The organism is Streptomyces sp. NPDC030183 (assembly GCF_055573455.1).
In genome coordinates this window covers 23,546-49,365 of record NZ_JBVIBK010000037.1, presented here as the reverse complement: position 1 = coordinate 49,365, position 25,820 = coordinate 23,546, and the positions used below count along the sequence as shown (strand labels likewise).

The 25,820-nt window shown below is 72.3% G+C and carries 29 protein-coding genes and 1 pseudogene; 16 read left to right on the top strand and 14 right to left on the bottom strand.

What is annotated here, in order from left to right; translation table 11 throughout:
• Positions 1-124: 124 nt before the first annotated feature.
• Positions 125-742, top strand: a pseudogene (locus ACZ4Z2_RS33545) (EamA family transporter); the annotation flags it as partial.
• A gap of 18 nt (positions 743-760) precedes the next feature.
• Here the strand turns inward: ACZ4Z2_RS33545 and ACZ4Z2_RS33540 are convergent.
• Positions 761-1,417: an FMN-binding negative transcriptional regulator gene (locus ACZ4Z2_RS33540; RefSeq protein ID WP_468081225.1), complete on the bottom strand. Its 657-nt coding sequence runs from the start codon at positions 1,415-1,417 to the stop codon at positions 761-763.
• Positions 1,417-2,103 (bottom strand): pyridoxamine 5'-phosphate oxidase family protein, encoded by a 687-nt coding sequence (locus tag ACZ4Z2_RS33535; protein WP_468081223.1) that lies wholly within the window; start codon positions 2,101-2,103, stop codon positions 1,417-1,419. The genes ACZ4Z2_RS33540 and ACZ4Z2_RS33535 overlap by 1 nt, the downstream gene beginning before the upstream one ends.
• Before the next feature lie 35 nt (positions 2,104-2,138).
• On the opposite strand from ACZ4Z2_RS33535, the gene ACZ4Z2_RS33530 reads away from it, so the two are divergent.
• Positions 2,139-3,470, top strand: a complete 1,332-nt coding sequence (locus ACZ4Z2_RS33530; protein ID WP_468081222.1) for an aminotransferase class I/II-fold pyridoxal phosphate-dependent enzyme — start codon at positions 2,139-2,141, stop codon at positions 3,468-3,470.
• Positions 3,471-3,594: 124 nt separating this feature from the next.
• Here ACZ4Z2_RS33530 and ACZ4Z2_RS33525 read toward each other — a convergent pair whose 3' ends face one another.
• Positions 3,595-4,524: a DMT family transporter gene (locus ACZ4Z2_RS33525; RefSeq protein ID WP_468081221.1), complete on the bottom strand. Its 930-nt coding sequence runs from the start codon at positions 4,522-4,524 to the stop codon at positions 3,595-3,597.
• A 75-nt stretch (positions 4,525-4,599) separates the two neighbouring features.
• Between ACZ4Z2_RS33525 and ACZ4Z2_RS33520 the strand changes: the two genes are divergently transcribed.
• On the top strand, positions 4,600-5,508 hold the full coding sequence (locus tag ACZ4Z2_RS33520) for a LysR family transcriptional regulator (RefSeq protein WP_468081220.1): 909 nt from the start codon (positions 4,600-4,602) through the stop codon (positions 5,506-5,508).
• Between the two features lie 69 nt (positions 5,509-5,577).
• Here the strand turns inward: ACZ4Z2_RS33520 and ACZ4Z2_RS33515 are convergent, their stop codons facing one another.
• Positions 5,578-6,045 carry a pyridoxamine 5'-phosphate oxidase family protein gene (locus ACZ4Z2_RS33515; RefSeq protein ID WP_468081218.1) on the bottom strand — a complete coding sequence of 156 codons (468 nt, stop codon included), beginning with the start codon at positions 6,043-6,045 and terminating at the stop codon, positions 5,578-5,580.
• A 154-nt stretch (positions 6,046-6,199) separates the two neighbouring features.
• Here ACZ4Z2_RS33515 and ACZ4Z2_RS33510 point away from each other — a divergent pair, with 154 nt between their 5' ends.
• A complete protein-coding gene (locus ACZ4Z2_RS33510; RefSeq protein ID WP_468081217.1) occupies positions 6,200-6,865 on the top strand; it encodes a cysteine hydrolase family protein in 666 nt (221 codons plus the stop codon).
• Between the two features lie 47 nt (positions 6,866-6,912).
• On the opposite strand, the gene ACZ4Z2_RS33505 is transcribed toward ACZ4Z2_RS33510, so the two are convergent.
• The gene (locus ACZ4Z2_RS33505) at positions 6,913-7,410 is read right to left on the bottom strand and encodes a Rieske (2Fe-2S) protein (RefSeq protein WP_468081216.1); all 498 of its coding nucleotides are present in this window, start codon (positions 7,408-7,410) and stop codon (positions 6,913-6,915) included.
• 221 nt (positions 7,411-7,631) lie between these two features.
• Here ACZ4Z2_RS33505 and ACZ4Z2_RS33500 point away from each other — a divergent pair, with 221 nt between their 5' ends.
• The 9 genes from ACZ4Z2_RS33500 (at position 7,632) to ACZ4Z2_RS33460 (ending at position 15,112) form a co-directional block, all read left to right on the top strand.
• Complete coding sequence (locus ACZ4Z2_RS33500; RefSeq protein WP_468081214.1) at positions 7,632-7,805, top strand: universal stress protein; 174 nt, start codon at positions 7,632-7,634, stop codon at positions 7,803-7,805.
• Between the two features lie 20 nt (positions 7,806-7,825).
• Positions 7,826-8,458 carry a universal stress protein gene (locus ACZ4Z2_RS33495; protein ID WP_468081212.1) on the top strand — a complete coding sequence of 211 codons (633 nt, stop codon included), beginning with the start codon at positions 7,826-7,828 and terminating at the stop codon, positions 8,456-8,458.
• Positions 8,459-8,813: 355 nt separating this feature from the next.
• Positions 8,814-9,569 carry a HipA family kinase gene (locus tag ACZ4Z2_RS33490; protein WP_468081211.1) on the top strand — a complete coding sequence of 252 codons (756 nt, stop codon included), beginning with the start codon at positions 8,814-8,816 and terminating at the stop codon, positions 9,567-9,569.
• Positions 9,566-9,976 carry a DUF3037 domain-containing protein gene (locus ACZ4Z2_RS33485; RefSeq protein ID WP_468081210.1) on the top strand — a complete coding sequence of 137 codons (411 nt, stop codon included), beginning with the start codon at positions 9,566-9,568 and terminating at the stop codon, positions 9,974-9,976. Before ACZ4Z2_RS33490 ends, ACZ4Z2_RS33485 begins: the two co-directional genes overlap by 4 nt.
• Positions 9,977-10,180: 204 nt before the next feature.
• Positions 10,181-10,942: a 3-oxoacyl-ACP reductase FabG gene (gene fabG / locus ACZ4Z2_RS33480; RefSeq protein WP_468081208.1), complete on the top strand. Its 762-nt coding sequence runs from the start codon at positions 10,181-10,183 to the stop codon at positions 10,940-10,942.
• A 12-nt stretch (positions 10,943-10,954) separates the two neighbouring features.
• Positions 10,955-11,722 (top strand): SDR family oxidoreductase, encoded by a 768-nt coding sequence (locus ACZ4Z2_RS33475; RefSeq protein ID WP_468081207.1) that lies wholly within the window; start codon positions 10,955-10,957, stop codon positions 11,720-11,722.
• 223 nt (positions 11,723-11,945) lie between these two features.
• On the top strand, positions 11,946-13,526 hold the full coding sequence (locus ACZ4Z2_RS33470; protein ID WP_468081249.1) for an ABC transporter substrate-binding protein: 1,581 nt from the start codon (positions 11,946-11,948) through the stop codon (positions 13,524-13,526).
• Between the two features lie 208 nt (positions 13,527-13,734).
• A complete protein-coding gene (ung, locus tag ACZ4Z2_RS33465; protein ID WP_468081206.1) occupies positions 13,735-14,418 on the top strand; it encodes a uracil-DNA glycosylase in 684 nt (227 codons plus the stop codon).
• A 205-nt stretch (positions 14,419-14,623) separates the two neighbouring features.
• Complete coding sequence (locus tag ACZ4Z2_RS33460) at positions 14,624-15,112, top strand: hypothetical protein (protein ID WP_468081247.1); 489 nt, start codon at positions 14,624-14,626, stop codon at positions 15,110-15,112.
• Positions 15,113-15,190: 78 nt separating this feature from the next.
• Here the strand turns inward: ACZ4Z2_RS33460 and ACZ4Z2_RS33455 are convergent, their stop codons facing one another.
• Together ACZ4Z2_RS33455 and ACZ4Z2_RS33450 are read right to left on the bottom strand one after the other, a co-directional pair.
• Positions 15,191-15,688 (bottom strand): hypothetical protein, encoded by a 498-nt coding sequence (locus ACZ4Z2_RS33455; protein ID WP_468081205.1) that lies wholly within the window; start codon positions 15,686-15,688, stop codon positions 15,191-15,193.
• Positions 15,689-15,856: 168 nt separating this feature from the next.
• Positions 15,857-16,369 (bottom strand): DinB family protein, encoded by a 513-nt coding sequence (locus tag ACZ4Z2_RS33450; RefSeq protein WP_468081203.1) that lies wholly within the window; start codon positions 16,367-16,369, stop codon positions 15,857-15,859.
• Between the two features lie 80 nt (positions 16,370-16,449).
• Between ACZ4Z2_RS33450 and ACZ4Z2_RS33445 the strand changes: the two genes are divergently transcribed.
• Positions 16,450-17,367 (top strand): Gfo/Idh/MocA family protein, encoded by a 918-nt coding sequence (locus tag ACZ4Z2_RS33445; RefSeq protein ID WP_468081201.1) that lies wholly within the window; start codon positions 16,450-16,452, stop codon positions 17,365-17,367.
• On the opposite strand, the gene lnt is transcribed toward ACZ4Z2_RS33445, so the two are convergent.
• Both lnt and ACZ4Z2_RS33435 read right to left on the bottom strand, forming a co-directional pair.
• Positions 17,279-18,853: an apolipoprotein N-acyltransferase gene (gene lnt / locus ACZ4Z2_RS33440; RefSeq protein ID WP_468081200.1), complete on the bottom strand. Its 1,575-nt coding sequence runs from the start codon at positions 18,851-18,853 to the stop codon at positions 17,279-17,281. The two genes, ACZ4Z2_RS33445 and lnt, sit on opposite strands and share 89 nt — an antisense overlap.
• Positions 18,854-19,163: 310 nt before the next feature.
• Positions 19,164-19,658 (bottom strand): nuclear transport factor 2 family protein, encoded by a 495-nt coding sequence (locus ACZ4Z2_RS33435; protein WP_468081198.1) that lies wholly within the window; start codon positions 19,656-19,658, stop codon positions 19,164-19,166.
• A gap of 112 nt (positions 19,659-19,770) precedes the next feature.
• Here ACZ4Z2_RS33435 and ACZ4Z2_RS33430 point away from each other — a divergent pair, with 112 nt between their 5' ends.
• Positions 19,771-20,397 carry a DUF4291 domain-containing protein gene (locus ACZ4Z2_RS33430; protein ID WP_468081196.1) on the top strand — a complete coding sequence of 209 codons (627 nt, stop codon included), beginning with the start codon at positions 19,771-19,773 and terminating at the stop codon, positions 20,395-20,397.
• Positions 20,398-20,408: 11 nt separating this feature from the next.
• On the opposite strand, the gene ACZ4Z2_RS33425 is transcribed toward ACZ4Z2_RS33430, so the two are convergent.
• Both ACZ4Z2_RS33425 and ACZ4Z2_RS33420 read right to left on the bottom strand, forming a co-directional pair.
• Positions 20,409-21,599, bottom strand: coding sequence for a serine hydrolase domain-containing protein (locus ACZ4Z2_RS33425; RefSeq protein ID WP_468081194.1), 1,191 nt, complete (start codon positions 21,597-21,599; stop codon positions 20,409-20,411).
• A gap of 129 nt (positions 21,600-21,728) precedes the next feature.
• The gene (locus ACZ4Z2_RS33420) at positions 21,729-22,697 is read right to left on the bottom strand and encodes an expansin EXLX1 family cellulose-binding protein (RefSeq protein WP_468081193.1); all 969 of its coding nucleotides are present in this window, start codon (positions 22,695-22,697) and stop codon (positions 21,729-21,731) included.
• Positions 22,698-22,958: 261 nt separating this feature from the next.
• Between ACZ4Z2_RS33420 and ACZ4Z2_RS33415 the strand changes: the two genes are divergently transcribed.
• A complete protein-coding gene (locus ACZ4Z2_RS33415; RefSeq protein ID WP_468081192.1) occupies positions 22,959-23,699 on the top strand; it encodes an SDR family NAD(P)-dependent oxidoreductase in 741 nt (246 codons plus the stop codon).
• 137 nt (positions 23,700-23,836) lie between these two features.
• Here the strand turns inward: ACZ4Z2_RS33415 and ACZ4Z2_RS33410 are convergent, their stop codons facing one another.
• From ACZ4Z2_RS33410 to ACZ4Z2_RS33400, 3 genes are all read right to left on the bottom strand, one after another.
• A complete protein-coding gene (locus ACZ4Z2_RS33410; RefSeq protein WP_468081191.1) occupies positions 23,837-24,433 on the bottom strand; it encodes a chloramphenicol phosphotransferase CPT family protein in 597 nt (198 codons plus the stop codon).
• Complete coding sequence (locus ACZ4Z2_RS33405; protein WP_079054655.1) at positions 24,430-24,609, bottom strand: hypothetical protein; 180 nt, start codon at positions 24,607-24,609, stop codon at positions 24,430-24,432. Before ACZ4Z2_RS33405 ends, ACZ4Z2_RS33410 begins: the two co-directional genes overlap by 4 nt.
• Before the next feature lie 161 nt (positions 24,610-24,770).
• Positions 24,771-25,646: an undecaprenyl-diphosphate phosphatase gene (locus ACZ4Z2_RS33400; RefSeq protein WP_468081189.1), complete on the bottom strand. Its 876-nt coding sequence runs from the start codon at positions 25,644-25,646 to the stop codon at positions 24,771-24,773.
• Positions 25,647-25,820: the final 174 nt, after the last annotated feature.

Below are 25,820 nucleotides of genomic sequence, written 5' to 3'. Positions count from 1 at the left end.
TTCCCCCCCCACTCCCCCCCCCCCCCCCCCCTTGCGTCCCCCCCCCCCTCCCCCCCCCCTTTCTCACCCCCTTGTCTGGTGCTGTGTCATTTCCTCCCCCCCCCCCCCCCCCCCCCCCCCCCCCGCCGCGGGGGTCGTCCTCGCGGTCGGGGGACTCGCCTGCGTCGTCGAGGTGTGGGCGGGGCTGAGTTTCGACGCGCTGGGCCTGCTGCTCGCGCTCGGGGCCGCCTGCTGTCAGGTCGGGTACTTCGTCCTCTCCGACCAGGGGAGCGACGCGGGGGACGAGGCGCCGGATCCCCTCGGCGTCATCGCCTACGGGCTGCTCGTCGGCGCGGCGGTGCTCACCGTCGTGGCCCGGCCCTGGGGCATGGACTGGGCGGTGCTCGCGGGCACCGCGCGGATGGACGGCACGCCCGTGCCGGCCTGGCTGCTGCTCGGGTGGGTCGTGCTGATCGCCACGGTTCTCGCCTATGTCACCGGGGTGGTGGCCGTACGTCGGCTGTCCCCGCAGGTGGCGGGCGTTGTCGCGTGCCTGGAGGCGGTCGTCGCCACCGTGCTGGCCTGGGTGCTGCTCGGCGAGCACCTGTCGGCACCGCAGGGCGTCGGCGGGGCGGTCGTGCTGGTGGGGGCGTTCGTCGCACAGCGGTCCACTCCGGGCAAGGCGGCCGCGGCGGCCGACGTGGTGGCGTCCGGCGATGAGGGTGCCGACCGGCGTGAGGTGGCCGCCGGACGACGCCGTTGACGGTGGAGGGCGGGGCGGTCAGCCGGCCGGTGGCCAGATGCCTCTGCGGTTCAGCTGATGGCGGCGGGCAGCCGCGTCGCCGGGACCGCCCCGGGTCGTGAGGCCCTCGACGATGCGGTCCTGGACCTCCTCCGGGCGGTGGGCCGCGTACTTGAACTTGGCACGTACGGCGGTCACCTCGAGGCGCAGGCCGCGGATGCCGGGGAGGAGGCGGCCGTAGGGCGCCCCGTCGGGGGTCGCGGTGGCGGAGCCGCCCTCCGGCTGGAAGTGGGCCAACTGGCGGTTGAGGAGAGCGGCCTTCGCCGCCGGGCCGTCGATGATGTGCGCCGTGCAGCGGAGCTGGACGGCCGCGTAGAAGCTGGTCGGCGTGCCGTGTTCCGACGGGGCGCCCGGTGGGGCCTGCCAGGGGCCGGGGACGTAGACGTAGTCGTCCACGACGCTCAGGAGCACATCGGGGTGGGCCTCCAGAGCCGGCCACAGGGGGTTCGGGCGGGCCAGGTGGGCGAGGGCGACACCGTGTTCGCCCTCGTCGGGGTCGTAGGAGAAGTGCATCGGCTGGACGTGGGGCGGGTCGCCGGGCAGGCCGTTGACGGCGAGCTGGCCGAAGTCGTGGGCGGCGAGCCACTGGCGCCATTCGCTGTCGTCGCGTGGGGCGTCCCAGGGGTGGATCAGCATCACAGGCCCTTGAGGTACTCGGGGAGTTCGATGCCGGGCGCCAGGTCGGGCGACGGGATCGGGGCCTCGTAGCCCTTCCGGAGGGGGACCACGCCGGCCCAGTGGGGGAGCGTGAGGTCCTCGGGCTCGTCGTTGACGCCGCCGGTGCGCGCCTTGGCGGAGACCTCGTTCAGGTCCAGCCTGATCACGGCGGTGGCGGCGAACTCCTTGGCGTTGGCGGGCCGGGAGTCCCGCGAGCGACCGGGGACGACGTGGTCCACGAGGGCGTCCAGGGCGATCCGCCGCTCCTCGGGGTCGGTGACCTGGTGGGCGATGCCGTGCACGACCACGGAGCGGTAGTTGATCGAGTGGTGGAAGCCGGAGCGGGCCAGGATCAGCGCGTCCACGTGCGTGACCGTCAGGCACACCGGGAGACCCGGGTCGGCCTGCCCCGTCATCCGCAGCGGACGCGACCCGGTCGAACCGTGCACGTACAGCGTCTCGCCGACCCGGCCGTACAGCGTCGGCAGCACCACCGGGGCGCCGTCGCGGACGAAGCCCAGGTGGCAGACGTACCCCTCGTCGAGTATCGCGTGCACCGCGTCCTTGTCGTACGAGGCCCGGTCCGAGGACCGGGTGGGGACGGTGCGGTCCGTGGCGGCGTAGGCGGCCGGTGTCGGTGTCGTCGACTGCGGGGTCCCCGTCATTGCGCTCTCCATTGCACTAGTGCATACTTTGCTTTGTGCTAGGAGAATACACAGTCACCGGTCGGCGCGCAGCCGAGATCGCGGCCAGCGTGGAGCGCGCGGTGGCGGCCGGGGAGCTGGAGCCGGGCCAACTCCTGCCTCCGATGCGTGAGTTGGCGGTCCGACTCGGGGTGAATCCGAATACGGTCGCGGCGGCCTACCGCACCCTGCGCGAGCGGGGGGTCATCGAGACCGCCGGGCGGCGCGGGAGCCGGGTGCGGCCCAGGCCCGCCACCACCGGGCGTGAGTGCATCCGGGTCGAGGTGCCGGAAGGGGTGCGGGACCTCGCCGACGGCAATCCCGACCCCGCGCTGCTGCCGCGCCTGGCGGGGGCGTTCGCGGCGGCCGCCGAGCAGAGCGACCGCGAGCCCGTCCTCTACGGGGCCGGGCCGGTGGAGCCCGAGCTGGCCCGGATCGCCCGGGCCGACCTGGACGCCGACGGGGTCCCGGACGGGCCCGTCGCCGTGACCTCCGGTTCGCTGGACGCCATCGAGCGGGTGCTCGCCGTGCATCTCAAACCCGGGGACACCGTCGCCGTCGAGGACCCCGGGTGGGGGAGCGTCCTCGATCTGGTTCCGGCGCTGGGGCTGCGGATCGCGCCGGTCGGCGTCGACGACGAGGGGCCGCTCCCCGACGACGTACGGCAGGTGCTGGAGGCCGGAGCGCGTGCCCTCATCGTCACCGACCGGGCGCAGAACCCGACCGGGGCGGCGGTGAGCGCCGCACGCGCGCGTGCCCTGCGAACCGTGCTGGAGGAGTACCCGGAGACCCTGCTCGTCGAGGACGACCACGGCCACCGGATCGTCGACTTGCCGCTGCGCCCGCTGGCCGGGGTCACGCACCACTGGGCCTTCGTGCGGTCGGTCGCCAAGGCGTACGGCCCCGACCTGCGGCTCGCGGTCCTCACCGGCGACGCCGTCACCGTCGACCGGGTGCGGGGCCGCCAGCGGCTCGGGCCCGGGTGGGTGAGCCGGTTGGTGCAGCGGGCCGTCGTGCGGCTGTGGGCCGACGGCGCGGTGGACGCGACGGCCGTCGCGGCGTCGTACGGGCGACGGCGGAACGCGCTGATCCGTGCGCTGGCCGGGCGTGGGGTGCAGGCGCGGGGCGTCAGCGGGATGAACGTGTGGATCCGCGTCCCGGACGAGACCGGCGCGGTCGCCCGTCTGCTGCACGCCGGCTGGGCCGTGGCGCCCGGCGCGCGCTTCCGGATGAGCGCCCCGCAAGGGATCAGGATCACCGTCTCCACGCTCGCGGAGGAGGAGATCGAGCACGTGGCCGAGGCCGTGGCGGCGGCGATCGGGCCGGGGGGCGTGGACGGGGTCGTATGACGGCCTTCCGTGGCACCGCGTCTGCGCGGGGCGGGGCGGGGCGGGGCGGGGTGGGGGTCGGTCAGGAGGGTCGGGTGAGGCCGGGTGGGTCCGGGTGAGGCTGGGTCGGTTCGGGGGTGACCCGTCAGCCGCGTGGCTTCGCCTGGGTCAGGGCCGCGCCCGCCAGGACTATCGCGGCGCCCACCGGAGTCGACCAGGTCAGGGATTCGCCCAGGAGCGCCACGCCCGCGGCCGTGGCGATGACCGGGATGAAGTAGGTGACCATCTGGGCGGTGGTCGGGCCGACCTCGGAGACGAGGCCGTACTGGACGAGCATGGCGACCCCCGTGCCGAGGGCGCCGAGGGCGATCACGGCCAGCAGGGGAACAATCGGGAAGTGGTCCGGCACCGTGGTGAACAGCGGTGTGACAAAGGCCAGTTGGGCGGTCGCCAGGAGGAGCTGGGCGCCGGTGAGCGACAGCGGGGAGTGGTCCGTGCCGGCCAGGGTGCGGCGGACGTAGATCCAGCCGATCGGGTAGCTGAGGGAGGCCAGCAGGGCCATCGCGGTGCCCCTCGGGTCGAGGCCGTCGAAGCCCTGCCAGGCGCCGAGGACGGTGAGCACACCGAGGAAGCCGAGGCCGAGACCGGCGACCCGGACCCGGGTCGGCCGGTCCTCGGAGAGCGCGACCAGGGAGAGGGCCATCCCCCACAGGGGTGAGGTCGCGTTGCAGATGCCGGCCAGCGTGGAGGGGATGGTCAGCTCCGCGTACGCGAAGAGCGAGAACGGCAGCGCGTTGAGGAGGAGCGCCGCCACCGCCAGATGCCCCCAGGTGCGGGCGCCGCGCGGCAGCCGCTCACGCTTCACGGCCATCGCCGCCGCCAGGACCAGCGTGCCGAAGACCAGCCGCCCGAAGGTCACCTGGAACGGGGCGTAGGACTCCGTGCCCACCTTGATCAGCAGGAAGCTGAAGCCCCAGATGAGGGAGAGGAAGCCGAAACGCAGTCGCCAGTCGACGGTGGGTCGGCGCCGGGCGGACGTGGGGGCAGGGGCTCTGGTGGGCGTGGCCGTGGTCATGCCTGACACGATGCTCCGCCATGATCTCGTAGCACAAGCGAGATTTAGTGAGTCGATTCTCGTAGTATCTCTTACATGTTGAATCTGGAGCGCCTGCGCACGCTCGACGCCCTGGCCCGGCACGGCTCGGTCAGCGGCGCGGCGGACGGCCTGCACGTGACCACATCGGCCGTCTCCCAGCAGATGGCGAAGCTGGAGCGGGAAGTGGGGCAGCAACTGCTCGCCAAGAACGGGCGCGGGGTGCGGCTCACCGACGCGGGACGGCTCCTCGCCGACCACGCCGCGCGGATCCTCTCCCAGGTCGAACTGGCCCAGTCCGACCTGGAGGCCCAGCGGGGGCAGGTCGTCGGGGAGCTGCGGCTCGCCGCGTTCCCGACGGCCGTACGGGGGCTGTTTCCCGCCGTCTTCCGCACGCTCAAGGCCGACCATCCGGCGCTGCGGGTGCGGTCGCGGGAGCTGGAGCCGGAGCTCGCGATCAACGCGGTGATGCGGGGGGACGTCGACCTCGCCGTCGTCCTCGACTGGTACAACAAGCCGCTGCCCGTGCCCGAGGGGCTCGCCCGGGCGTCGATCCTCGACGACCCCGTGGAGGTCGCGCTGCCCGAGGACCACGCGCTCGCCGGGCGGGACGACATCGACCTGGAGGAACTGGCGGACGAGGCGTGGGTGGCGTGGCCCGAGGGCGAGTTCTGCCACGAATGGCTGCTCTACACGCTGCGGGCGAACGGGATCGAGCCCCACATCGCCCACCGGGCCGGTGAACACCACACCCAACTCGCCCTGGTGGCAGCGGGGTTGGGGGTGTGCATCGCGCCCCGGCTGGGACGCGACCCGATGCCGGCCGGGGTACGGACCGTGCCCGTACGGCACCGGGTCCATCGCAGCGTCTACGCGGTGTGGCGCGCCGACGCGGACCGCAGGCCGTCGATCAGGGCGGCGGTGGAGGCGCTGAGGACAGCCGGGGCCGGGGGAGGGGTGGCGTAGGGCCGGGTGCGCGGGGACGCCGTATGCGCGTGCTGCCGAGCGACAGTCGGTCGGCCGCTCGTGTTCCGGTCACGGGGAACCCAGTTTGCGGAAGTCCCAGGAAGTGATCGCGGCCGGGGTCAGGCGCAGCCAGGCGTGTCTGCCGTCGTGCGGCATGTCGTCGATGCCGAAGTTCTTGCGGGCGAACAGGCGCTCCACCTCGACGAGTTCGGCGAGCGGCTCACCGGTGCGCGGTACCTCGCCGACCACCTCGACGGTGCCGGACAACTCGACGCCCCGCAACTCGCCGTAGTCCTCGCCCGCGTCGACGACGACGGCGACGCGCGGTTCGCGGCGCAGCTCCGCCCAGCGTCGGCTGCGGGTGATCGAGTACAGCCAGAGTGAGGTGCCGTCCCAGACGAACCAGAGCGGGCTGACGTGCGGCGCGCCGTCGGCCGAGACCGTCGCGACCCGGCAGGTCCGCTGCGCGCCCAGGAACTCGTCCAACTCGCCGGGCTCCATCATGATCTTCCGGCCCCGGCGCTGAGTGACAGCCATGGTCCACCCCTCCGCTGACGTGACGTCAGATGAGCATCGGTCGTCTTCCGTCCCCACGCAAGAGGCGTTACGCTCGCCCGCCCCGCTCACCGGCAGCCCGACACGCCGCCCCCGGGCCGGCGTGCTCCGGACCGCACAGACTTCAGGGGGCGTCATGCCGTCGTACGCGAGTGAGTCGAAGAGACAGCGGGAGCTGGGGGGACTCCTCGCTCCCGCCTCCACCGCCCTGCTCACCGTCGAATGCCAGCAGGGCGTCGTGGGGCCGGACAGCGCGCTGCCCGAGCTCGCCGAGGCGGCCCGTTGCTCGGGGGCGCTCGCCAACGTGGCCCGGCTGGTCGCCGCCGCGCACGCGAGCGGGATCCAGGTCCTGCACGCCGTCGCCGAGCGGCGGCCCGACGGGCGGGGCGCCAGCCACAACGCCCGTCTCTTCCACGCCGCCGCGCGGCTTCCCGTACAGCAGCTCACGGGAACCGGGGCCGTGCAGGTCGCACCGCCCATCGAGGTCGCCCGGGAGGACCTGGTCGTCCGGCGGCTGCACGGGCTGTCCCCGCTGGCCGGCACCGACGTCGACGCGCTGCTGCGCAACCTCGGCTGCCGCACCCTGATCGTCACCGGCGTCTCGGCCAACGTGGCCGTGCCCAACGCCGTCTTCGACGCGGTGAACCTCGGGTACCGCGTCGTCGTGCCCGGGGACGCCATCGCGGGGGTGCCTGCCGACTACACCCCCGCGATGATCCGCCACACCCTCGCGTTGGTCGCCACGGTCGCCACCACGGACGAGGTGCTGGCCTGCGTCGAGCGGGCCGGGCCGCGGACGTGAGCATCCGGCGGACCTGCCCGTCCGGCGGACGGGCCGGGCGCCGGACGTCAGGCCAGGGTGATCGACGTCCCGCTGACCTTGATCTCCTTCGCCGGAAGGGCCTCCGTCGCCGGGCCGCTCTTCACGCTGCCGTCGACGATCGAGAAGTTGCTCTGGTGGCAGGGACAGTTGATCAGTCCGTCGGCGACCGTCTTCACGGCGCAGCCACGGTGGGTGCAGGTGGAGGAGAACGCCTTGTAGGTGCCCGCCTCCGGCTGTGTGACGACGACGTTCTTGTCCTCGAAAATCTTGCCGCCGCCCTCCGGGATGTCGGTGGTCTTGGCCAGCTCGGCGCCACCCGATCCCGCGTCGCCGCCGGTGTCGCCGCCGCTCGTGCTGCCGCCACTCGCGCCACCGCTCGCGTCGCCGCCGGAGCCCGACGAGCCGGACGAGTCGTCGCCCGACCCGCACGCGGTCAGCGCGACGGCGAGCCCCGCCACACCGGCCGCCGCCATCATCGTGCGACGGGCCGGTTCCGAAGCGGGTTTGATCGTTTCGCTGCTCATGCGGACGAATCCCTCCGAGATCGCTTTGCACTTTCGCCCATGGATACGGCGACGGGCTGCTTGAACGTTCAGACAGGGGCACATCTTGGCCTGCCCGACATCACGATCGCGTCAAGCGAAGCTGTCGAGAACCTGTCCACCTGCTCCTGGGCGGACAACACGGTGGCGGGTGGATTGCGGTGACCTGGCGGCGGGGTGACGCTGAGAGTCCACAGCCTGAAGTGGAGCAGCTGATCATGGGCGATCCGGTCGTTGTCGGGGTGGACGGCTCGGCAACGGCTCCGGCCGCCGTGGAAGCAGCCGCCTCGGCCGCGGTGCGGCGCGGGGCGGCGCTGCGTGTGGTGCATGCCGAGGTGCGATCAAGCCCCGCCTGGTGGTGCCGGACCCGGCCGTGAGGCCGCTGGTCCTCCAGGCGATGGCTCACGCCCCGCACGCGGCGCCCGAGGTCGAGGTGACCTCGGCCGTGGTGATGGGGGACATGGTGCACGTGCTGGAGGCCGAGTCCCTAGTCGCGAGCCTGATCGTGGTCGGATCCAGCGGTACGGGGAGCATCGCGGGCAGGTTGCTGGGATCCACACCGGTGTCGTTGGCGGCCCGCGGCCACTGTCCGGTGATGACGGTCCGCGAGGAACACGGGGCGACCGCTGCCGGGGGGCCCGTGGTTCTGGGGGTCGACGGCTCCCCGGACGGCGAGGCGGCCGTCGACGTCGCCTTCGCCGAAGCCGCGCGACGTCGGGCCGAGCTCGTGGCCCTGCATGCGTGGCAGCCGGACAAGACCCCGGTCAACACGGCCGCTGAGTCCGCTGAGCGGTTGCTGGGCCGGGTGCTCGTCGGGCCCGGGGAGACGTATCCGGATGTCACCGTCCGGCGCGACGCGGTAAGCGGAAAGGCGAGTGAGGCCCTCATCGAGGCGAGCAAGGGGGCTCAGCTGGTGGTGGTCGGGGCCCGCGGGCGCGGCAACCTCGCCGGACTGCTCCTGGGCTCGGTCAGTCAGGACGTGATGACCCGCGCGCACTGCCCCGTCGTCACCGTTCGCAGGGCGACCTGAAGGGCCCAGGAAGCGGCGGCTCCTGCCGCGCACGGGACGGAGGCCGGCCGCGCACGGGACGGAGGCCGGCCGAGCACGGGACGGAGGCCGGCCGAGCAGGGGGCCGGGCGTCGACGGAGGCCGGCCGAGGGCAGGGCCGGGCATCGAACGAGGCCGGGAACGGTGCCCCGGCCGTCGGTGGTCAGAGCCCGCGTCGGCCGTGGAACCGGCAGCGCGTCGACGCGCCTTCGTCGGTGATCACCCTTGGTTACTATGCTCACTTCATGCCGGAGGCCGGAAGCCGGAGCCCGGGAGCAAGGGCGCACGGCCAGGGGCGGACCGATCGCGAGGCGGACGAAGTGGGTGGCCTGAGGGAATGCTGAGGAAGGTCGCTGCAACCCGCTATGTCGCAGCCCTCCGTGAGGGGGGCTCGCTGCCCGGTCTCGTCGAGGCCGACGACCGGGGGATGTACGTCCTGAAGTTCACCGGTGCCGGGCAGGGCCGCAAGACCCTTGTCGCGGAGGTCGTCTGCGGTGAACTGGCCCGGCGGCTCGGACTGCGCGTCCCCGGGCTGGTGGCCGTCGATCTAGACCCCGTGCTCGGGCTCGGCGAGCCGGACGAGCAGGTGCAGGAGCTGCTGAAGTCCAGCGGCGGCACCAACCTCGGCATGGACTTCCTGACCCGGGCGATCGGCTTCGACCCGCTCGCGTTCGAGGTGAGCCCCGAGGAGGCCGGGCAAATCGTCTGGTTCGACGCGCTGATCAACAACGTCGACCGGTCCTGGCGCAACCCGAACATGCTCATGTGGCACGGCGAACCATGGCTCATCGACCACGGCGCCACCATGATCTGGCACCACCACTGGCCCGGCGCCCGCGCCTCCGCGGCCAAGCCGTACGACGCCTCCGACCACGCCCTCGCGCGCTTCGGCCCCGATGTCGCCAAGGCCGCCGCCGCCCTCGCGCCCCTGATCACCGAGGAACTGCTCGCCGAGGTGACCGCCGAGATCCCGGACGTGTGGCTCGCGGACGAACCCGGCTTCGACACACCGGACGCGCTCCGGAGGGCGTACGCGGAACCGCTGCTCGCCCGGGCCGCCGGCATCCACGAACGCATCGAGGGGATCACGTGAGCGACCGCTTCCTGGCCACCGGGGCGACCGGGCAGGACGTCTACGAGTACGCGTTGCTGCGCGTCGTCCCGCGGATCGAGCGCGGCGAGTGCTTCAACGCCGGTGTCCTCGTCTACAGCCGCTCCCGGGCCGTCGTCGCCGCCCGCACCCATCTGGACGAGGCCAAGCTGCTCGCCCTGGACCCCGAGGCGGACGTCGCGGGCGTACGGGCCGCGCTGCGTGCCGTGGAGGGTGTCTGCGCCGGCGGGGAGGCGGCGGGCCAGGCCGCTCGCGACGACGCCGGACGGCGGTTCCGGTGGCTGGTCGCGCCGCGTTCCACGGTCGTGCAGGCCGGACCCGTGCACACGGGACTCACCTCGGACCCGGTGGCCGAGGCCGCGCGGCTGCTGGACCTCCTGGTCAGATGACACCCCGGCGGCCGGGGCGGACGGCACCCCGGCGGCCGGGCGGTGACGCACCGCCGATCGGCCGGGCGTAAGGGATCACACCTGGTGGGGCGTTGACACCGGGTGCCAGGACTTCTAGCGTCACGTGTGCTGAAGGTACTAAGCGGTCGCTCACCGGGTTGGGCGAGCCGCAGGAGCCGCATCCAAGGGCGAGGAGAACCAGCAATGTCCACCATTGAGCAGCGTGTCGCCGTGGTCACGGGTGGCGCGCGCGGCATCGGCGCCGCGACCGCCGTACGACTGGCCGCCGAGGGCCGGGCCGTCGCGGTGATCGACCTCGACGAGGCCGCGTGCAAGGACACCGTGGAGAAGATCACCGCCGCCGGCGGCAAGGCGCTCGCGGTCGGCTGCGACGTCTCCGACGAGGCCCAGGTCGAGGCCGCCGTCACCCGCATCGCCGAGGAGCTGGGCGCCCCGACGATCCTGGTGAACAACGCGGGCGTGCTCCGCGACAACCTGCTGTTCAAGATGAGCGCCTCCGACTGGGACACGGTCATGAACGTGCACCTGCGCGGCGCCTTCCTGATGGCGAAGGCCGTTCAGAAGTACATGGTCGAGGCCAAGTTCGGGCGGATCGTCAACCTGTCCTCGTCCTCCGCGCTCGGCAACCGCGGCCAGGCCAACTACTCCGCCGCCAAGGCCGGTCTCCAGGGCTTCACCAAGACCCTCGCCATCGAGCTCGGCAAGTTCGGCGTCACCGCCAACGCCGTCGCGCCCGGCTTCATCGTCACCGACATGACCGCCGCCACCGCCGCCCGTGTCGGCATGGGCTTCGAGGAGTTCCAGGCCGCGGCCGCCACCCAGATCCCGGTCCAGCGCGTCGGCAGGCCGGAGGACATCGCGGGCGCCATCGCCTACTTCACGGGCGAGGACGCCGGCTTCGTCTCCGGCCAGGTGCTGTACGTCGCCGGCGGACCGCTCAACTAGAGGACCGGGAACATGACTTCGGTGGAACTCCCCGAGCTTTCGGGCAAGGTCGCCCTCATCACCGGCGGCAGCCGCGGCATCGGCTACGGCATCGCCGAGGCCCTTGTGGCGCGCGGCGACCGGGTGTGCATCACGGGCCGCAACGAGGACGCCCTCAAGGAGGCGGTCGACACGCTCGGCGCCGACCGCGTCATCGGCGTCGCGGGCAAGGCCCACGACGAGGCCCACCAGGCCCAGGCCGTCGAGCGCACGATGGAGGCGTTCGGGCGCGTCGACTTCCTGGTCAACAACGCCGGTACGAACCCGGTGTTCGGGCCGATCGCCGACCTCGACCTGAACGTGGCGCGCAAGGTGTTCGAGACCAATGTCGTCTCGGCGCTCGGCTTCGCCCAGCGGACCTGGCACGCCTGGCAGAAGGACAACGGCGGCGCGATCGTGAACATCGCCTCCGTCGCCGGCGTCTCCGCCTCGCCGTTCATCGGCGCGTACGGCATCAGCAAGGCCGCCATGATCAACCTGACCCTCCAGCTGGCGCACGAGTTCTCGCCGAAGGTACGGGCCAACGCGATCGCGCCCGCCGTGGTGAAGACCAAGTTCGCCCAGGCCCTGTACGAGGGCCGGGAGGCCGAGGCCGCCTCCGCCTACCCGCTCGGCCGGCTCGGTGTGCCCTCGGACATCGGCGGCGCCGCCGCGTTCCTCACGTCCGAGCAGTCGGACTGGATCACCGGCCAGACGCTCGTGGTCGACGGCGGGATCTTCCTCAACGCCGGGGTCGGCTGACCCGGGACCGGGCCGTGCTCCGCGGGCGGGCACCGGTGGCGTTCGGAGGGCTCCCGTCGAGCCTTCGCCGAACGTCCCCGGTGCCCGCCGCGGGCCTTCACAGGACCTCGGCGAAGCCGTCACAGGGAGCTGATCAAGGGTTCTGCCAGCCGGGCGGTGGCGGTCGGCGGGGCCTGCGGTATCGTTCGGCCACTCTTGGTACGGCATTTCGAGGAGCATGCACGTGTTCAACCGGAACCGATACTTGCCGCCCCTCGCGGCGGTCGCGTCCATATCCATGGTGGCCGGGTGTGGTGTGTTCTCCTCGGACGCCTCGGAGGAGCAGGCGCCCATCATCGTGGGCACGACCAGCGCGCCGAGCACGCTGGACCCCGCGGCCGCCTGGGACAGCTCCTGGGAGCTGATGCGCAACGTCTTCCAGCCCCTGCTGAACTACACCCCCGGCGGGTCCGAGCCCGAGCCGGACGCCGCCGAGAGCTGCGAGTTCACCGACAGCTCCAGCACGGTGTACGCCTGCACGCTGCGCGAGGGCCTGAAGTTCTCCAACGGGAACACCCTGGACGCCAAGGCGGTCAAGTACTCCTTCGACCGGATCAAGAAGATCAACGTCAACGGCGGCCCCGCGGGTCTGCTGACCACCCTGTCCCGGGTGCAGACCAAGGGCGACCGCGAGGTCGTCTTCCACCTGAACCAGCCCGACGCGACCTTCCCGCTCGTGCTCACCACGCCCGCCATGTCGATCGTGGACCCCGCGGAGTACCCCGCGGACAAGCTCCGCGAGGACGGCGAGATCACCGGTTCCGGGCCGTACAACCTGGAGTCCTACGACGAGGGCAAGACGGCCGAGCTGGTCAGCAACTCCCACTACAAGGGCATCGCCGACCGCAAGAACTCGGCGGTCACCATCCGGTACTTCCAGCAGTCGGACGAACTGGTCAAGGCCCTCAAGGACAAGAAGATCGGCGTCGTCTACCGGGGTCTCAGCGCCGGCGACGTCGTGGACATCCAGGCCAACCACGAGACCGAGGGCCTGCAGATCGTCGAGAACGCCACCACCGAGATCAGCTACCTGGTGTTCAACCCCAAGGACCCCTGGGCCAAGAACCCGGCCGTCCGCAAGGCGGTCGCCCAGGTCCTGGACCGGCCGGCGCTGGCGCACAACATCTACAAGGACACCGTCGAGCCGCTGTACTCCATGATCCCGAGGGGTCTGGTCGGCCACACCACGGGCTTCTTCGACGACTACGGCACCCCCAGCCCCGCCAAGGCCAGGAAGATGCTCCAGGACGCGGGCATCACCGAGCGCGTCCCGCTGACGCTGTGGTACACCACCGACCGCTACGGCTCCCAGACCAAGCCCGCCTTCGAGGAGCTCAAGCGCCAGCTCGAAGACTCGGGCCTTTTCGAGGTCACGCTGAAGAGCCGCCCCTGGAAGGACTACGTCCAGGGGTACCAGAAGGGCGAGTACCCGGTCTTCGGCCGCGGCTGGAACCCCGACTTCAACGACGCCGACAACTTCATCGCGCCCTTCGTGGGCCGGCAGAACGCGCTCGGCACGCCCTACGAGTCGCCGGAGATCACCGACGAGCTGCTGCCCGAGTCCCGCGCGGAGAGCGACCGCGGAGCCGTCGGCGAGGAGTTCGAGGAGGCCCAGCAGATCCTCCTCGACGACGCCCGGCTGATCCCCCTGTGGCAGGGCAAGCTGTACGTGGCCGCGGATGAGGAGATCGCCGGTCTGGAGAAGCTCATCGACCCGGCGACGATGATGACCATGTGGGAACTCTCCTGGAAGACCAGCTGGTAGACCCCCGGACCGGGCCTGGCCCGCCTGAGGCGGGCCCGTCGACCGGTGCGAGTCCTTCCGGGGGCCCGGCCGGTACTTCCGGTGGGCGGACCCGATTGTCAGTGGGCGCCTGTAGGTTCTGTGCTCTGACGGCGGCCGCGCCTCGCGCGGCCGTCCATGGCCGCGCGTATCGCGGTCGTGAAGTGAGCGCACACCGGAGGAAGTTGACGTGACCGACATCGCCATGCTGCCCGAGTCCTGGCGCGGGGTCCTGGGGGACGAGCTGCAGCAGCCCTACTTCAAGGAACTCACCGAGTTCGTCGAGGAGGAGCGAGCCAAGGGTCCCGTCTACCCCCCGCGCGAGGAGGTCTTCGCCGCCCTCGACGCCACCCCTTACGAGCGGGTGAAGGTGCTCGTCCTCGGTCAGGACCCCTACCACGGCGAGGGCCAGGGCCACGGCCTGTGCTTCTCCGTGCGGCCCGGGGTGAAGACCCCGCCCTCCCTGCGGAACATCTACAAGGAGATGCAGGCCGAACTGGGCACCCCGATCCCGGACAACGGCTATCTGATGCCGTGGGCCGAGCAGGGCGTGCTCCTGCTCAACGCGGTGCTCACGGTCCGCGCCGGTGAGGCGAACTCCCACAAGGGCAAGGGCTGGGAGAAGTTCACCGACGCCGTGATCCGCGCCGTCGCCGACCGGCCCGACCCGGCCGTCTTCGTCCTCTGGGGCGCCTACGCCCAGAAGAAGCTCCCGCTGATCGACGAGGAGCGGCACATCGTGGTGAAGGGCGCGCACCCCTCACCGCTCTCGGCCAGGAAGTTCTTCGGCTCCCGCCCGTTCACCCAGATCAACGAGGCCATCGCCCGACAGGGCCACGAGCCGATCGACTGGACCATCCCGAACCTCGGCTGACCCGTGGTGGCCGACCCGGTGGCCGCCCGCCCCGGTGGCCGCCCGCGCCTCCTCCGTACGGCCGTCGGAGCGCCCCCTCGGCCGTACGGAGCCGCCTGACGGGGATTGTCAGTGCCTGCCGTTAGCGTCGGCGGGGACAGGCGGGACCGGGGCGAGGAGCGTGGAGGACGCGGTGGAGCGACAGGAGCAGGCGGCGCCGGACGCCATGATGACCCGCATCGGGCAGACGGTGATGCTGCACCACGCCGGGGACCGCGAGGAGGCCCGGGACCGTTTCCAGAAGCTGTGGGAGGAGATCGGTGAGGACGGCGATCCCTTCCACCGCTGCACACTGGCGCACTACATGGCGGACGCCCAGGACGATCCGGTCGACGAACTCGCGTGGGACCTCAGGGCCCTGTCGGCGGCGGACGAGCTGACCGACGAGCGGGTGGCGGAGCACCACGAGGGCCTCGCGGTGCGCGGCTTCTACCCCTCGCTGCACCTGAACCTCGCCGCCGACTACGCCAAGCTCGGCCGTCACGAGGCCGCCCGCAGCCATCTGGCCCTCGCCAAGGGCACCCTCGGCGCGCTGGCGGACGACGGCTACGGCGACGGCATCCGGGCCGCCCTCGCACGGCTGGAGTCCCGCCTCGACGAGGAGGCCCCGTCCTCCCGAGGGGAGACCCCCGGGCCACCGAGGCAGCGGCCCTAGGGGCCGGCCGGGGCGCCGGTGACGTTGCCGGCGCGTCCGCGCACGCGGTGACGCCGGGACGGCTGCCCCGGGGCCCTGTCAACGACCGTAGACGTCCTTGCAGATGACGGCCTGCGGGGTGTCCTTGCCCCAGCCGCCGTACTTGTGGCCCAGGGCGCACACATCCCCGTTCCTCGGGGGATCCGTCGGGATCGTCTCGGGGATCGGCGGCACCTCGACACGCGGCCGGGACTGCGGCGGTGGGCCGGGCCGCCGTGGCGGATCGGGCCGTTCCCGGCGGGGAGCCGGCGCGGTGGGCGTGGACGCGGCGGCGGACGCCGAGGAGACGGCGGGCTGGGGCGGCGCCGAGGACGCGCTCGGTGTGGAGCGGCGCGGGGGGCCGATCAGTTCCAGCGCCTCGCGCGCCGGGGCCTGGACGATCCGGGTCGCGGTGGTGCCGTCGGGCCGGGGCTCCGAGGACTGGGACGGAGTGGGCGGTGGTGCGGGCTGGGGCGGGCGGTGCGCGGTCACGCAGCCGGACAGAGCCGAGACGGCCACGGTGACCAGGAGCGTTGCGGTGGTGGTCGGTCGATGCACGCCGCAACTCTGCTGTGTCCGCGCCCCTTTGGGGAGGGAGCAGGCAGAGGATGCCCCACACGGGTGACCCCCGGGCCCACGTGCGACGCCTGCCTCCCTTGTGCGGGGGACCGCCGGGCTCCCGGGACGCTCCCCGCCCGCCCCGGTACGTACGGGCCGCCCGACCCCTCAGTGCCCCGTCGCCCCGTCGATCCGCTCCCGGAGGAGGTCGGCGTGGCCGTTGTGCCGGGCGTACTCCTCGATCATGTGGGTGTAGATCCACCGCAGGCTCGGCGCCTCGCCCCTGCGCCCGTGCGTCGACTCGGCGATGTCGTCCAGGGCAGCCCGGCCGGCGTTGCGGCGGGCGACCGCGATCTCGTCCTGCCACACCCGGTACGCCTCCTCCCAGGTGTCACGCTCGGTGAGGTGGAACTCGCCGTCCGGGTCGTCGTCGCTGAAGTAGATCGGCCCCTGGTCGTCACCGGCGAACACCTTGCGGAACCAGATGCGCTCCACCTCCGCCATGTGGCGGACGAGCCCCATGAGGGACAGCTCGGAGGGCGGCACGGAGGCGGTTCGCAACTGGGCGTCGTCCAGGCCCTGGCACTTGAACGCAAGCGTCTCCCGGTGGTGGTCGAGCCACCCTTCCAGCATCGCCCGTTCGCCGGCGGTGACGGAGGGTTCGGTGCGCTGTGATGTCATGCCCGCATCCTTGCCCACCCGGGCCCCGCTCGGCCACGCCATATGCTGGGGCCTCGGCACACCGTGGACGGGAGACCCCTGTGAAGGTCGGCTGCATCGGGCTGGGAGACATCGCGCGGAAGGCGTATCTGCCGGTGCTCGGCACCCAGCCGGGTGTCGAACTGCATCTGCAGACGCGGACGCCCGCCACGCTCACCCGTGTCGCCGACAGCCTCCATCTCCCGCCGGGACAACGCCATGCCGACCTCGACGCACTGCTCGCCCAGGATCTCGACGCCGCCTTCGTGCACGCACCGACCGGCGCCCACCCCGAGATCGTGACCCGGCTGCTGGAAGCGGGCGTCCCCACGTACGTCGACAAACCCCTCGCCTACGAACTCGGCGAGTCCGAGCGGCTGGTGCGGCTCGCGGAAGAGCGGAACGTGGGTCTCGCCGTCGGCTTCAACCGGCGGTACGCGCCCGGATACACCCAGTGCGCGGACCATCCGCGCGAGCTGATCCTCATGCAGAAGAACCGCATCGGCCTGCCCGAGCAGCCCCGCACGATGATCCTGGACGACTTCATCCATGTCGTGGACACCCTGCGGTTCCTGGTCCCGGGGGCCGTCGAGGACACGACCGTGCGCGCCCGGACCGAGAACGGGCTGCTGCACCACGTCGTCCTTCAGCTCTCCGGGGACGGCTTCACCGCGCTCGGCGTCATGAACCGGCTCAGCGGCTCCGCCGAGGAGATCCTGGAGGTCTCCGGGCAGGACACCAAGCGCCAGGTGCTGAACCTCGCCGAGGTCATCGACCACAAGGGCCAGCCGTCCCTGCGGCGGCGCGGGGACTGGGTGCCCGTGGCCCGGCAGCGCGGCATCGAACAGGCGGTGCTCGCCTTCCTCGACGCGGTGCGCGCGGGCAAGGTGCTCAGCGCACGGGACGCGCTGGCGACCCACGAGTTGTGCGAGCGGGTCGTACGAGAGGTGGAGGACCGCTCCCGTCCCGGCCGTTCCTGAGCCGCACGGTCCGCACGCCCCCGAGGGCGCCCCACACCACCAGGACCAGCAGCGCCGCGTGCACCGGCCAGTCGCCGAAGCGGACGTACGGTGTCGTACCGCTCGCCGTCGGCACGTCGTACACCGCCGAGGTGCTCTCGTCCGTGCCGAGCCAGGAGCCGACGCGCTCGCCGCTCGGGCCGTAGACGGCGGACACGCCGGTGAGGGTCGCGTGCGCCATCGGGCGGCCCGTCTCGGCGGCCCGCAGCGCGGCCAGCGAGGCGTGCTGCTCCGGGGCCCAGCTCTCCTGGAACGTGGAGGTGGCCGACTGGGCGAGCAGCAACTGGGCTCCGTCCTCGACGAGATGGCGGCTCATGTCGGGGAACGCGCTCTCGAAGCAGACCATCGGCCCGACACGCAGCCCCTTGCCGACGTCCATCACCACCTGCTCCGTGCCGCGCCTGCGGTCCTCGCCGGCGGCGTCGCCGACGGAGGTCGCCCAGCCGAGCAGGGAGCGCGCCGGGACGTACTCGCCGAAGGGCACCAGGCGCATCTTGTCGTAGCGGTCGCCGGTCGGGCCGTCGGGGCCGACGAGCACCGAACTCTTGTAGATGCCGGGGCGGTCCGAGCGGCGGGCGTCCACGTTGACCAGGATGTCCGCGCCGGTCTCACGGGACAGCGCGGCGATGCGGTCGGCGAGGTCGGGGCGCTCGACGAGGTCGTAGCCGACACTGCTCTCGCCCCACACGACGAGATCGAGGTCCTGATCCGCGAGACGGCGGGTCAGCGCCTCCTCCCTCGCGAACCGGGCGTCGGGGCCCTCGGTGACACCGGGCTGGACGACAGCGATCCGTACCGTGCCGTCCATGTCCGGGCGGGGTGACCACATCCATGCGGCGGAGGTCGCGGTGGCCGTCGCGACGAGGCCGGCGACAGCGGGGACCCGGGCCCGCCGTACCGCGACGAGGACGGCGACCGCCACGTTCACGGCCACCACCAGGAAGCTGAGCAGCCAGACCCCGCCGACCGAGGCCAGCCGCAGAGCGGCCTCCACCTGCCACTGGCTGGAGCCCAGCATCCCCCAGGGCCCGCCGAGCCCCTGCCAGGAACGGACGAGTTCGATCATCAGCCAGCCCGACGGCACCACCAGCAGCGCGGCCGCGACCCGGCGGGGCGGCGGTGCGCCCGCCAGGAGGTGGTGCACCAGCAGGCCCCAGGGCGCCCAGAGCGCGCCGAGCAGGGCCGCTATGACGAAGGTGAAGACATGCAGGTTCGGCAGGAGCCAGTGGTGCAGGGCCAGCATGTACCCGAAGCCGCCGAGCCAGCCGTCGTACGCCGCCCGCCGCCCGGTCGGGGCCGCGCGGACCAGCAGGAGCCAGGGCACCAGGGCCACGTACGCGAACCACCACAGGGCCGGTCCGGGGAACGCCAGCACGGGCAGCGCACCGGCCGCCGCGGCGCTGAGACCGCGCCGCCATGGGGAGGCCGGCCATTCGGGCGTCGTCATCCAGCGCCTCCCTCCCCGGTGATGGCTGACTTCCAGTGTGCTCCTCCCAGACGATCTCCGACAGAGGGCATGGGGAGGGACGGAGGTGGCGCGAGGGTACGCCGGGGCGGTGGGGGCGGTGGGGGCGGTGGGGGCGGTGGGGGCGGTGGCGGAGCGGTGACGGGGCGGGCGAGGGGGACGCCGGGGCCGGGGCCGTGGCGGGGCGTCGGTAGGGCGGGGGCAGGTCGAGTGGGGGCGGTGCGTGGCGCGGGGACAGGCCGGTTGAGGGGGCGCAGGGGCAGGCCGGGTGGGGGCGGTGCGTGGCGTGGGGTCAGACCGGATGGGGGTGCTGGTCGGTGGGGAGGCCCTCGGGGGCGCGGCGCCATTTCTCCCGGACCACGACCTCGCGGAGCCGCCAGCCGTCGTCCGTGCGGAGCAGGCCGAACGCGTAGCGGCCCCCGCAGACGAAGTCGGGGGCGGTGGACTGCCCGTCGTGGCCGGCGAACCGCATGGGGTTGATGTAGTCCGCCTGCACCTCGGCGGTGTCACCGGTGTCGTGCTCCAGGTACCCGAACCGCACCCGCCGGTTCACGATCAGGTGCTGGCGCATGGGGAACAGCTCCATGCTGCGGGCCAGCCACCCGGCGACCTGCGCGGCGTCCCCCTCGATACCGCCCGCCGAGCGGTAGTCGGCGCGGCCGCCCGGAGCGAACAGCCCCCGGTACGCCGTCCAGTCGCCGTCGTCCACCGCCACCGCGTACTCGGTGATCAGGCCGTCGACGGCGAGCCGGTCCATCACGGTCGCGAGCTCCACACGCTGCGTCATCGGTTCAGTCTTGGGGCAGGGGGCGCGACACGCCAAGGGGCATGCGGTGACGACATACCACCGGCCGATATTCGGTGGCTCGAAAACCCCGCCTTGATCGAATCTTGGCCCCATGACGGAAAGAGCACGAGAACGCACAGAACGCACGGACGAGCCCCGCTACCGTGTCCGGGCCCGCCATACGGCCGACACGATCACGGTGTACCAGGCCTACCGACCAGAGATCGGTGGCCCGGCAGCCCGCGACGGCCGGTTCCCGGCCGCCTGGAAGCGGGACCGCATGACGTGGATCAAGCCCTCGTTCCTCTGGATGATGTACCGCTGCGGCTGGGGCCTGAAGGAGGGTCAGGAGACGGTTTTGGCCGTCGAGATCAGCCGCGACGGCTTCGAGTGGGCGCTGCGCCGCTCCTGCCTGTCGCACTACGTCCAGGATCTGCACGAGAGCCCGGAGGTCTGGCGGCGGGCGCTGCGCGGGTCGCCCGCCCGGGTGCAGTGGGACCCCGAGCGCGATCTGCGGCTGAACCCGCTGCCGTACCGCTCGTTGCAGCTGGGGCTGGCCGGTGAGGCGGCGGCCCGGTACGCCGACGAGTGGATCGTCGGGATCGAGGACGTGACCCCGCTCGCCCGGCAGGTGCACGGCTTCGTCCGGGCCGGTGAGCTGGGGCGGGCGGCGGGGCTGCTGCCCGAGGAACGGCCGTACCCGCTCGACGACACCATGCCGGCCCACCTGCGCGGATGAGCGAGGCGGGGTCAGCGCTGGCGCCGCCCGAGGAGGACGCAGACCGCGTTCTCCTGGACCGTGCGGAGCCGCTCCAGCAGGGCGGGGTCCGAGGTCCTGTTCACCTGCGTCGTGATCGAGAAGGTGATCGATTTCCGCCCGTCGGGCGTAGCGGCCATCAGCTGCGTGTAGCCGGGGAAGTTCCCGGTGTGCCCGAGCACCACCCCGCAGCGGGTGCTGTAGCGGAAGATGGCCAGGCCCGCCGAGTTGCGGCCGGGCCCGGCCGGTTCGGAGGAGCCCTCGATCCAGCGGCGCTGCTCGTCCCGTACGGCCGGGGACGTCAGTTCTCCGGCGGCGTAGGCACGGATGAACCGCGTGAGGTCGCGCGGGGTGGAGACGATGCCGCCCGAGGCCCACACCCCTGAGGCGCTGAGCAGCTCGCTGACGTCCTCCGGCGGCCCCGGCGGGCGCACGTCGTAGCCGTGCATGTACGGCTCCGGCAGCTCGTAGCCCAGCGGGAGACTCGTGTCGCGCAGGCCGAGCGGCCGGATGACCAGGCGGTGCAGCAGATCCTCGTACGTCCTCCGGGTTGCCGCCTCCGCCATGAGCGCCACGGCGATGTTGTCGGAGTTGGAGTACTGGTACCGGGAGCCCGGGCGGAAGCGCAGCGGTTCGTCGGCGACGAAGTCCAGCAGCCGTCGGGGGTCGAAGGTGCGGCGTGGATCCGCGAGGAGCAGTTCCAGGAACTCCGGGTCCTCGCTGTAGTCGGGCAGGCCGCTGGTGTGGTGGAGCAACTGGCGCAGGGTCACCTTGTGCCATGCGCGGGGGAGTCGCGGCAGCCGGCGGCCGATCGTGTCGTCGAGGCCGAGGGCGCCCTGCTGCACCAGGCGGAGGGCGACAGCACCGCTGAACGCCTTGGCCGTACTGGCGATGCGCATGTGGTCGGTGGGCTGGATCGGGCGGTCGGTCGCCAGGTCGGCGACACCGGCCCGCAGGACCTGGGCCCTGTCCTCGCGCTGGAGGACGACGATGACGCCGGGCGGCCCTCCAGGCGCGTGCACCAGCTGTTCGAGTTGCCGGCGCAGGGCGCGTTCGTCCCCACCGCCGGGAGCGGCGTCCGCCGCCGGAGCGGCGAGGAGGCCGCCTAGGCAGGAGGAGCCGAGCAGGGCGACGAGTGCCAGACGGACACGGACGCGGGGGCGGGGGCGGGGTGTGAGCGGCATGGTGGTCCCGGGAACGTAGGGGGTGGACCCCCTCAGCATGCGCAGGACCGGCGGCGTGCGCGCGCGAGCTTGCTCTGTCCGGCGGATCGGCGGGCCCCTGTCCCCGTCGAGGGGGCCCGCCGGGGTGTGTCAGTGCCGGGCGAACTGGACCCGGGTCGGCTGGACGGTGTTGGGCCGCAGGGCGATCCCGTCGACGGTGAGCCGTTCTCCGTAGATGTCGGTGATCCGGATCGAGCCGCCGCAGCCGGCGCCGTGCTCGGAGAGGAAGTAGTTGTAGTCGGTGCGGGGCAGCGCGGTCCAGCCGGCGCCGGTGCGCACTTCCAGCCGGGCCACAGGGTTGCGGTGGCCGAGGGCCTGGATGCCGCACCAGTAGCGGCTGGAGCCGGTCTTGTACCGGATGGAGAGGGTGTCGGGCGAGGCGGGGCTCAGCAGGCTCCAGGTGATCGGTATCTGGCCGCGCTTGGGATCGGCGAGCTTGGCGAATGCCTGGGTGCTGAGGTCGATCTGACCGGGCTTGCACGGGGAGGGGCACTCGTTGGTGATCCGGACCGTGACGGAGGCGCTGCCCGAACGGACCAGGACGTACGCCCCGCACGCCTTCGACGTCTCGTAGTCGGTGGTGTTCATCGCCGCGATCATCATGTCGGGGCTCGGGCCGAAGGAGCAGGCGCCGTTGCCGTCCGCGGCGTCGTAGAGGGTGCCGATCCCCTGGTAGGTGGCGTGGGGGCGGATGCGTCCCGCCAGGGTCGCCGACCCCGACCCCGGCTGCCGGGCACTCGTGGCCTTGGGCTTGGGGGACTTCGCGGTCGGGGTGGACGAGGGGCTGGAGGACGCGCTCGTCGAGGCCGACGGGCTCGGGGACGGCGACGGAGAGGAGGTCCGCCCGGAGGGCGTCGGCCGCTCACGCAACGGGGCGTCGGCGGCGGCCGTGGCGGTGACCTTCCTGGCCTGACCGCCGTCGGCCCCGCCGCCGGAGCCGAACGCCACGACGAGGGACGCGACGAGCGCGACAGCGGCCACGGCGACCGCGGAGACGAGGGTGGCGCGTCGGCGGGGGCGGCCGGAGCGGCGCGGTGAGCGGTGTGAACGGGATGCCACGGATGAGTCCTTGCCTGGCTGGGGCGAACGAATGGTGCGTGTGGGGCTCCTGTTGGTGGAGCGCACACCTCATCAGTGGCCGCCGGGTGCGGAAAGGTTGCCGTCACTTTCGCAGCGCTGCGGAACGCCGGGGGCGGGAACGATCGAAACGGCGTATGCCCTGGTCACGGACCGGCGTTCATAGGATGATCGATCATCGGGCGGGAAGGGCGGAGCCGCAGAGAAGCGGAGCCGCGGAGCCGCCGGTACAGGGAGGTCCCAATGTCACGTCCGGTCACGGTGGTCACGGGAGGAAGCCGCGGCATCGGCGCCGCGACCTGTCTGCGGCTCGCGGCGGACGGCCATGACGTCGTCGTCGGCTACGTGAACGACGGCGCCGCCGCCGAGTGGATCGCGACGGGGGTGCGGGCGAACGGCGCCCGGTGCGTCACCGTCAAGGCGGACACCTCCGTCGAGGCCGATGTCGAGCGGCTCTTCGATACGGCGGCGGAACGGCTCGGTCCTGTCACCGGGCTGGTCAACAACGCCGGTGTGACGGGCCCGTTCGGCAGGCTGGCCGACACCGACCCGGCTGTGCTGCGCCAGGTCGTGGAGGTCAACCTCCTGGGTGTGCTGCTCTGCTCACGCAGGGCCGCGCGCGCCATGACCGCCAGGGGCGGTGGGGCCATCGTGAACGTGTCGTCGGCGGCGGCCACGCTCGGCAGCCCCGGTGAGTACGTCCACTACGCGGCGACCAAGGCCGCGGTCGACGCGCTCACGACCGGGCTGGCGAAGGAACTCGGACCCGACAACATCCGGGTCAACGCGGTGGCCCCGGGCGTGATCGACACCGAGATCCACGCCAGGAACGGTGATCCGGAGCGGCCCGAGCGGATCGCCGCGTCCATCCCGCTACGGCGCCCGGGCCGCGCCGACGAGATCGCGTCCGCCATCGCCTGGCTCATGTCACCGGATGCCTCGTACACGACGGGCGCGGTACTGAGGGTGGCGGGCGGACGCTGAGGGGGCGGGCGCCGACCGCGGGGCATGTGGAGCCCGTGGGGGTGTTGGCGGGTGCGGGTGCGGGTGGGTGGGGGTTGGTCACGCAGTCCCCGCGCCCCTGAAGGCGGCCGGGGCCGCGCCCCGCGACCGCCACCGCGCTACCGGCCGCCCCGCTTCTCGCGCAGTCGCTGGAAGGCGGTCGGGGCGGGGCGGTGGGGCAGGAACTCCTTGACGCGCTGCGCACAGAGCAGCGGGTCCGCCATGGACGTGTCGCACTCGACGTCGTAGATGCCGTGGGTGTGCACCTGCGCCAACTGCCGTGCCGCGAGGCCCGGGGGCCGGTCGCCCCGTGCGCGCTCCCGTCGTTCGAGTTCGGCCCGGGCGCAGTGGACGCCGACGAATACGACGTCCTGCGGCACGAACAGGTCGAGGCAGTCCCGCAGCCGCCACTCCTCGCTGAGGACATGGTCGACCACGACGTTGTTGCCGGCGGCGGCCATGCCCGCGACCGCGCGGTGGTAGCCCCGCCAGGTGCGGTGGAGGACGGTGGTCAGCCGCTCGGAGTCCATCTCCTGGCGGGTCCGCATGGCGTGGAACGCGTCGACCGGCATGTGGAAGAACGGCTCGTCCAGGATGCGCAGGAGTTCGGCGGCGATGCTCGACTTGCCCGAACTGGACGTGCCGTTCAGGAAGATGATCAGCCCGCCCGGGCCGCCGCCGTCCAACTCGGCGGCGCTCTGCTCCGTGGCTCTCACGCGGCCTCGATGACCTCTCCGCGTATCGCCGCGGCCCACTCCACCACCAACAGCTCGTACTCGGCGCGCTCCTGGGCCGACAACGAGCCTCCAGCACGCCGCCACAGGGCGCGGATCTGGTCGTTCACATCGGCAGCGGACCGCACGGAACCACAGGCAAGGGAATCGGGGGACATGCGGACAAGCGTAGGCGCAAGAGCTGACAGTGCGCTACAGCCCGGCTACGGATCACGTATGTACTTGGTCACTGAAGGGAGTTGGGGCGCCCGCTCCACCGCGGACGCCCCAACTGACGTGTCGTGGCGGCCCGTGACCGGCCGCCGAGGATGCCCCGCCGTCAGCCCCCCGACTCGCCGGCGTGCGGGCTGAGCGTGCCCATCGAGACGAGGACGATGATGACGATGCCGAGGGCGATGCGGTACCAGACGAAGGGCATGAAGCTCTTGGTGGAGATGAACTTCATGAACCACGCGATCACGGCGTAGCCGACCACGAACGCGATGACCGTGGCGAAGATCGTCGGGCCCCAGGAGACATGACCGCCCTCAAGGGCGTCCTTCAGTTCGTAGCCGCCGGAGGCGAGGACCGCCGGGATGGCGAGGAGGAAGGAGTAGCGGGCCGCGGCCTCGCGCTTGTACCCCATGAGGAGGCCACCGCTGATGGTGGCGCCGGAGCGGGAGACGCCCGGGACGAGGGCCATGGCCTGGCAGAGGCCGAAGATGAGGCCGTCCTTGACGCTCAACTGCTCCAGGGTCTTCCGTTCCTTGATGGCCCGGTGCTTGCCGCCCGTCTCGTCACGGGCGGCGAGGCGGTCCGCGACGCCGAGGACGATGCCCATGACGATCAGCATGGTCGCGGTGATGCGCAGATCACGGAACGGGCCCTCGATCTGGTCCTTGAGGGTCACGCCGAGGACACCGATCGGGATGGACCCGACGATGACCAGCCAGCCCATCTGGGCGTCGCGGTCACTGCGCATCTCCTTGTCGAACAGGGAGCGCGACCACGCCGAGATGATGTTGACGATGTCCTTGCGGAAGTAGATCAGCACCGCGGCCTCGGTGCCGATCTGGGTGATCGCCGTGAAGGCCGCTCCCGGGTCCTCCCAGCCGGAGAAGGCCGCCGTCAGGCGCAGATGCGCGCTGGAGGAGATGGGGAGGAACTCGGTCAGCCCCTGGACGAGTCCGAGGATGAGGGATTCAAACCAAGACATGAAGTTACGTGGTCCAAGCGCTGATCGTGAGGGGCCGACGGGAGACGTGACATACCGCCGACCCGGCCGCCGGGCGGCCGAGCGGGGCGGGTGATCACAGGTACGGGGGGCAGCCTAGCGCCCCTCGGTGACAGGGCTGCCACAGGGGTTTGGCCGGGCCGTGCGGGGGAGCAG

Excerpts from the sequence above, each read along its gene's own strand:
- ACZ4Z2_RS33515 (WP_468081218.1), bottom strand. The coding sequence starts at position 6,045 with ATGGCTGTCACTCAGCGCCGGGGCCGGAAGATCATGATGGAGCCCGGC.
- ACZ4Z2_RS33540 (WP_468081225.1), bottom strand. The coding sequence starts at position 1,417 with ATGCTGATCCACCCCTGGGACGCCCCACGCGACGACAGCGAATGGCGC.
- ACZ4Z2_RS33425 (WP_468081194.1), bottom strand. The coding sequence starts at position 21,599 with ATGCCGCTCACACCCCGCCCCCGCCCCCGCGTCCGTGTCCGTCTGGCA.
- ACZ4Z2_RS33510 (WP_468081217.1), top strand. The coding sequence starts at position 6,200 with ATGCCGTCGTACGCGAGTGAGTCGAAGAGACAGCGGGAGCTGGGGGGA.
- ACZ4Z2_RS33405 (WP_079054655.1), bottom strand. The coding sequence starts at position 24,609 with ATGTCCCCCGATTCCCTTGCCTGTGGTTCCGTGCGGTCCGCTGCCGAT.
- ACZ4Z2_RS33535 (WP_468081223.1), bottom strand. The coding sequence starts at position 2,103 with ATGACGGGGACCCCGCAGTCGACGACACCGACACCGGCCGCCTACGCC.
- ACZ4Z2_RS33520 (WP_468081220.1), top strand. The coding sequence starts at position 4,600 with ATGTTGAATCTGGAGCGCCTGCGCACGCTCGACGCCCTGGCCCGGCAC.
- fabG (WP_468081208.1), top strand. The coding sequence starts at position 10,181 with ATGTCCACCATTGAGCAGCGTGTCGCCGTGGTCACGGGTGGCGCGCGC.
- ACZ4Z2_RS33505 (WP_468081216.1), bottom strand. The coding sequence starts at position 7,410 with ATGAGCAGCGAAACGATCAAACCCGCTTCGGAACCGGCCCGTCGCACG.
- ACZ4Z2_RS33430 (WP_468081196.1), top strand. The coding sequence starts at position 19,771 with ATGACGGAAAGAGCACGAGAACGCACAGAACGCACGGACGAGCCCCGC.
- ACZ4Z2_RS33415 (WP_468081192.1), top strand. The coding sequence starts at position 22,959 with ATGTCACGTCCGGTCACGGTGGTCACGGGAGGAAGCCGCGGCATCGGC.
- ACZ4Z2_RS33450 (WP_468081203.1), bottom strand. The coding sequence starts at position 16,369 with ATGACATCACAGCGCACCGAACCCTCCGTCACCGCCGGCGAACGGGCG.
- ACZ4Z2_RS33460 (WP_468081247.1), top strand. The coding sequence starts at position 14,624 with ATGATGACCCGCATCGGGCAGACGGTGATGCTGCACCACGCCGGGGAC.
- ACZ4Z2_RS33435 (WP_468081198.1), bottom strand. The coding sequence starts at position 19,658 with ATGACGCAGCGTGTGGAGCTCGCGACCGTGATGGACCGGCTCGCCGTC.
- lnt (WP_468081200.1), bottom strand. The coding sequence starts at position 18,853 with ATGACGACGCCCGAATGGCCGGCCTCCCCATGGCGGCGCGGTCTCAGC.
- ACZ4Z2_RS33400 (WP_468081189.1), bottom strand. The coding sequence starts at position 25,646 with ATGTCTTGGTTTGAATCCCTCATCCTCGGACTCGTCCAGGGGCTGACC.
- ACZ4Z2_RS33490 (WP_468081211.1), top strand. The coding sequence starts at position 8,814 with ATGCTGAGGAAGGTCGCTGCAACCCGCTATGTCGCAGCCCTCCGTGAG.
- ACZ4Z2_RS33475 (WP_468081207.1), top strand. The coding sequence starts at position 10,955 with ATGACTTCGGTGGAACTCCCCGAGCTTTCGGGCAAGGTCGCCCTCATC.
- ACZ4Z2_RS33525 (WP_468081221.1), bottom strand. The coding sequence starts at position 4,524 with ATGACCACGGCCACGCCCACCAGAGCCCCTGCCCCCACGTCCGCCCGG.
- ACZ4Z2_RS33495 (WP_468081212.1), top strand. The coding sequence starts at position 7,826 with ATGGCTCACGCCCCGCACGCGGCGCCCGAGGTCGAGGTGACCTCGGCC.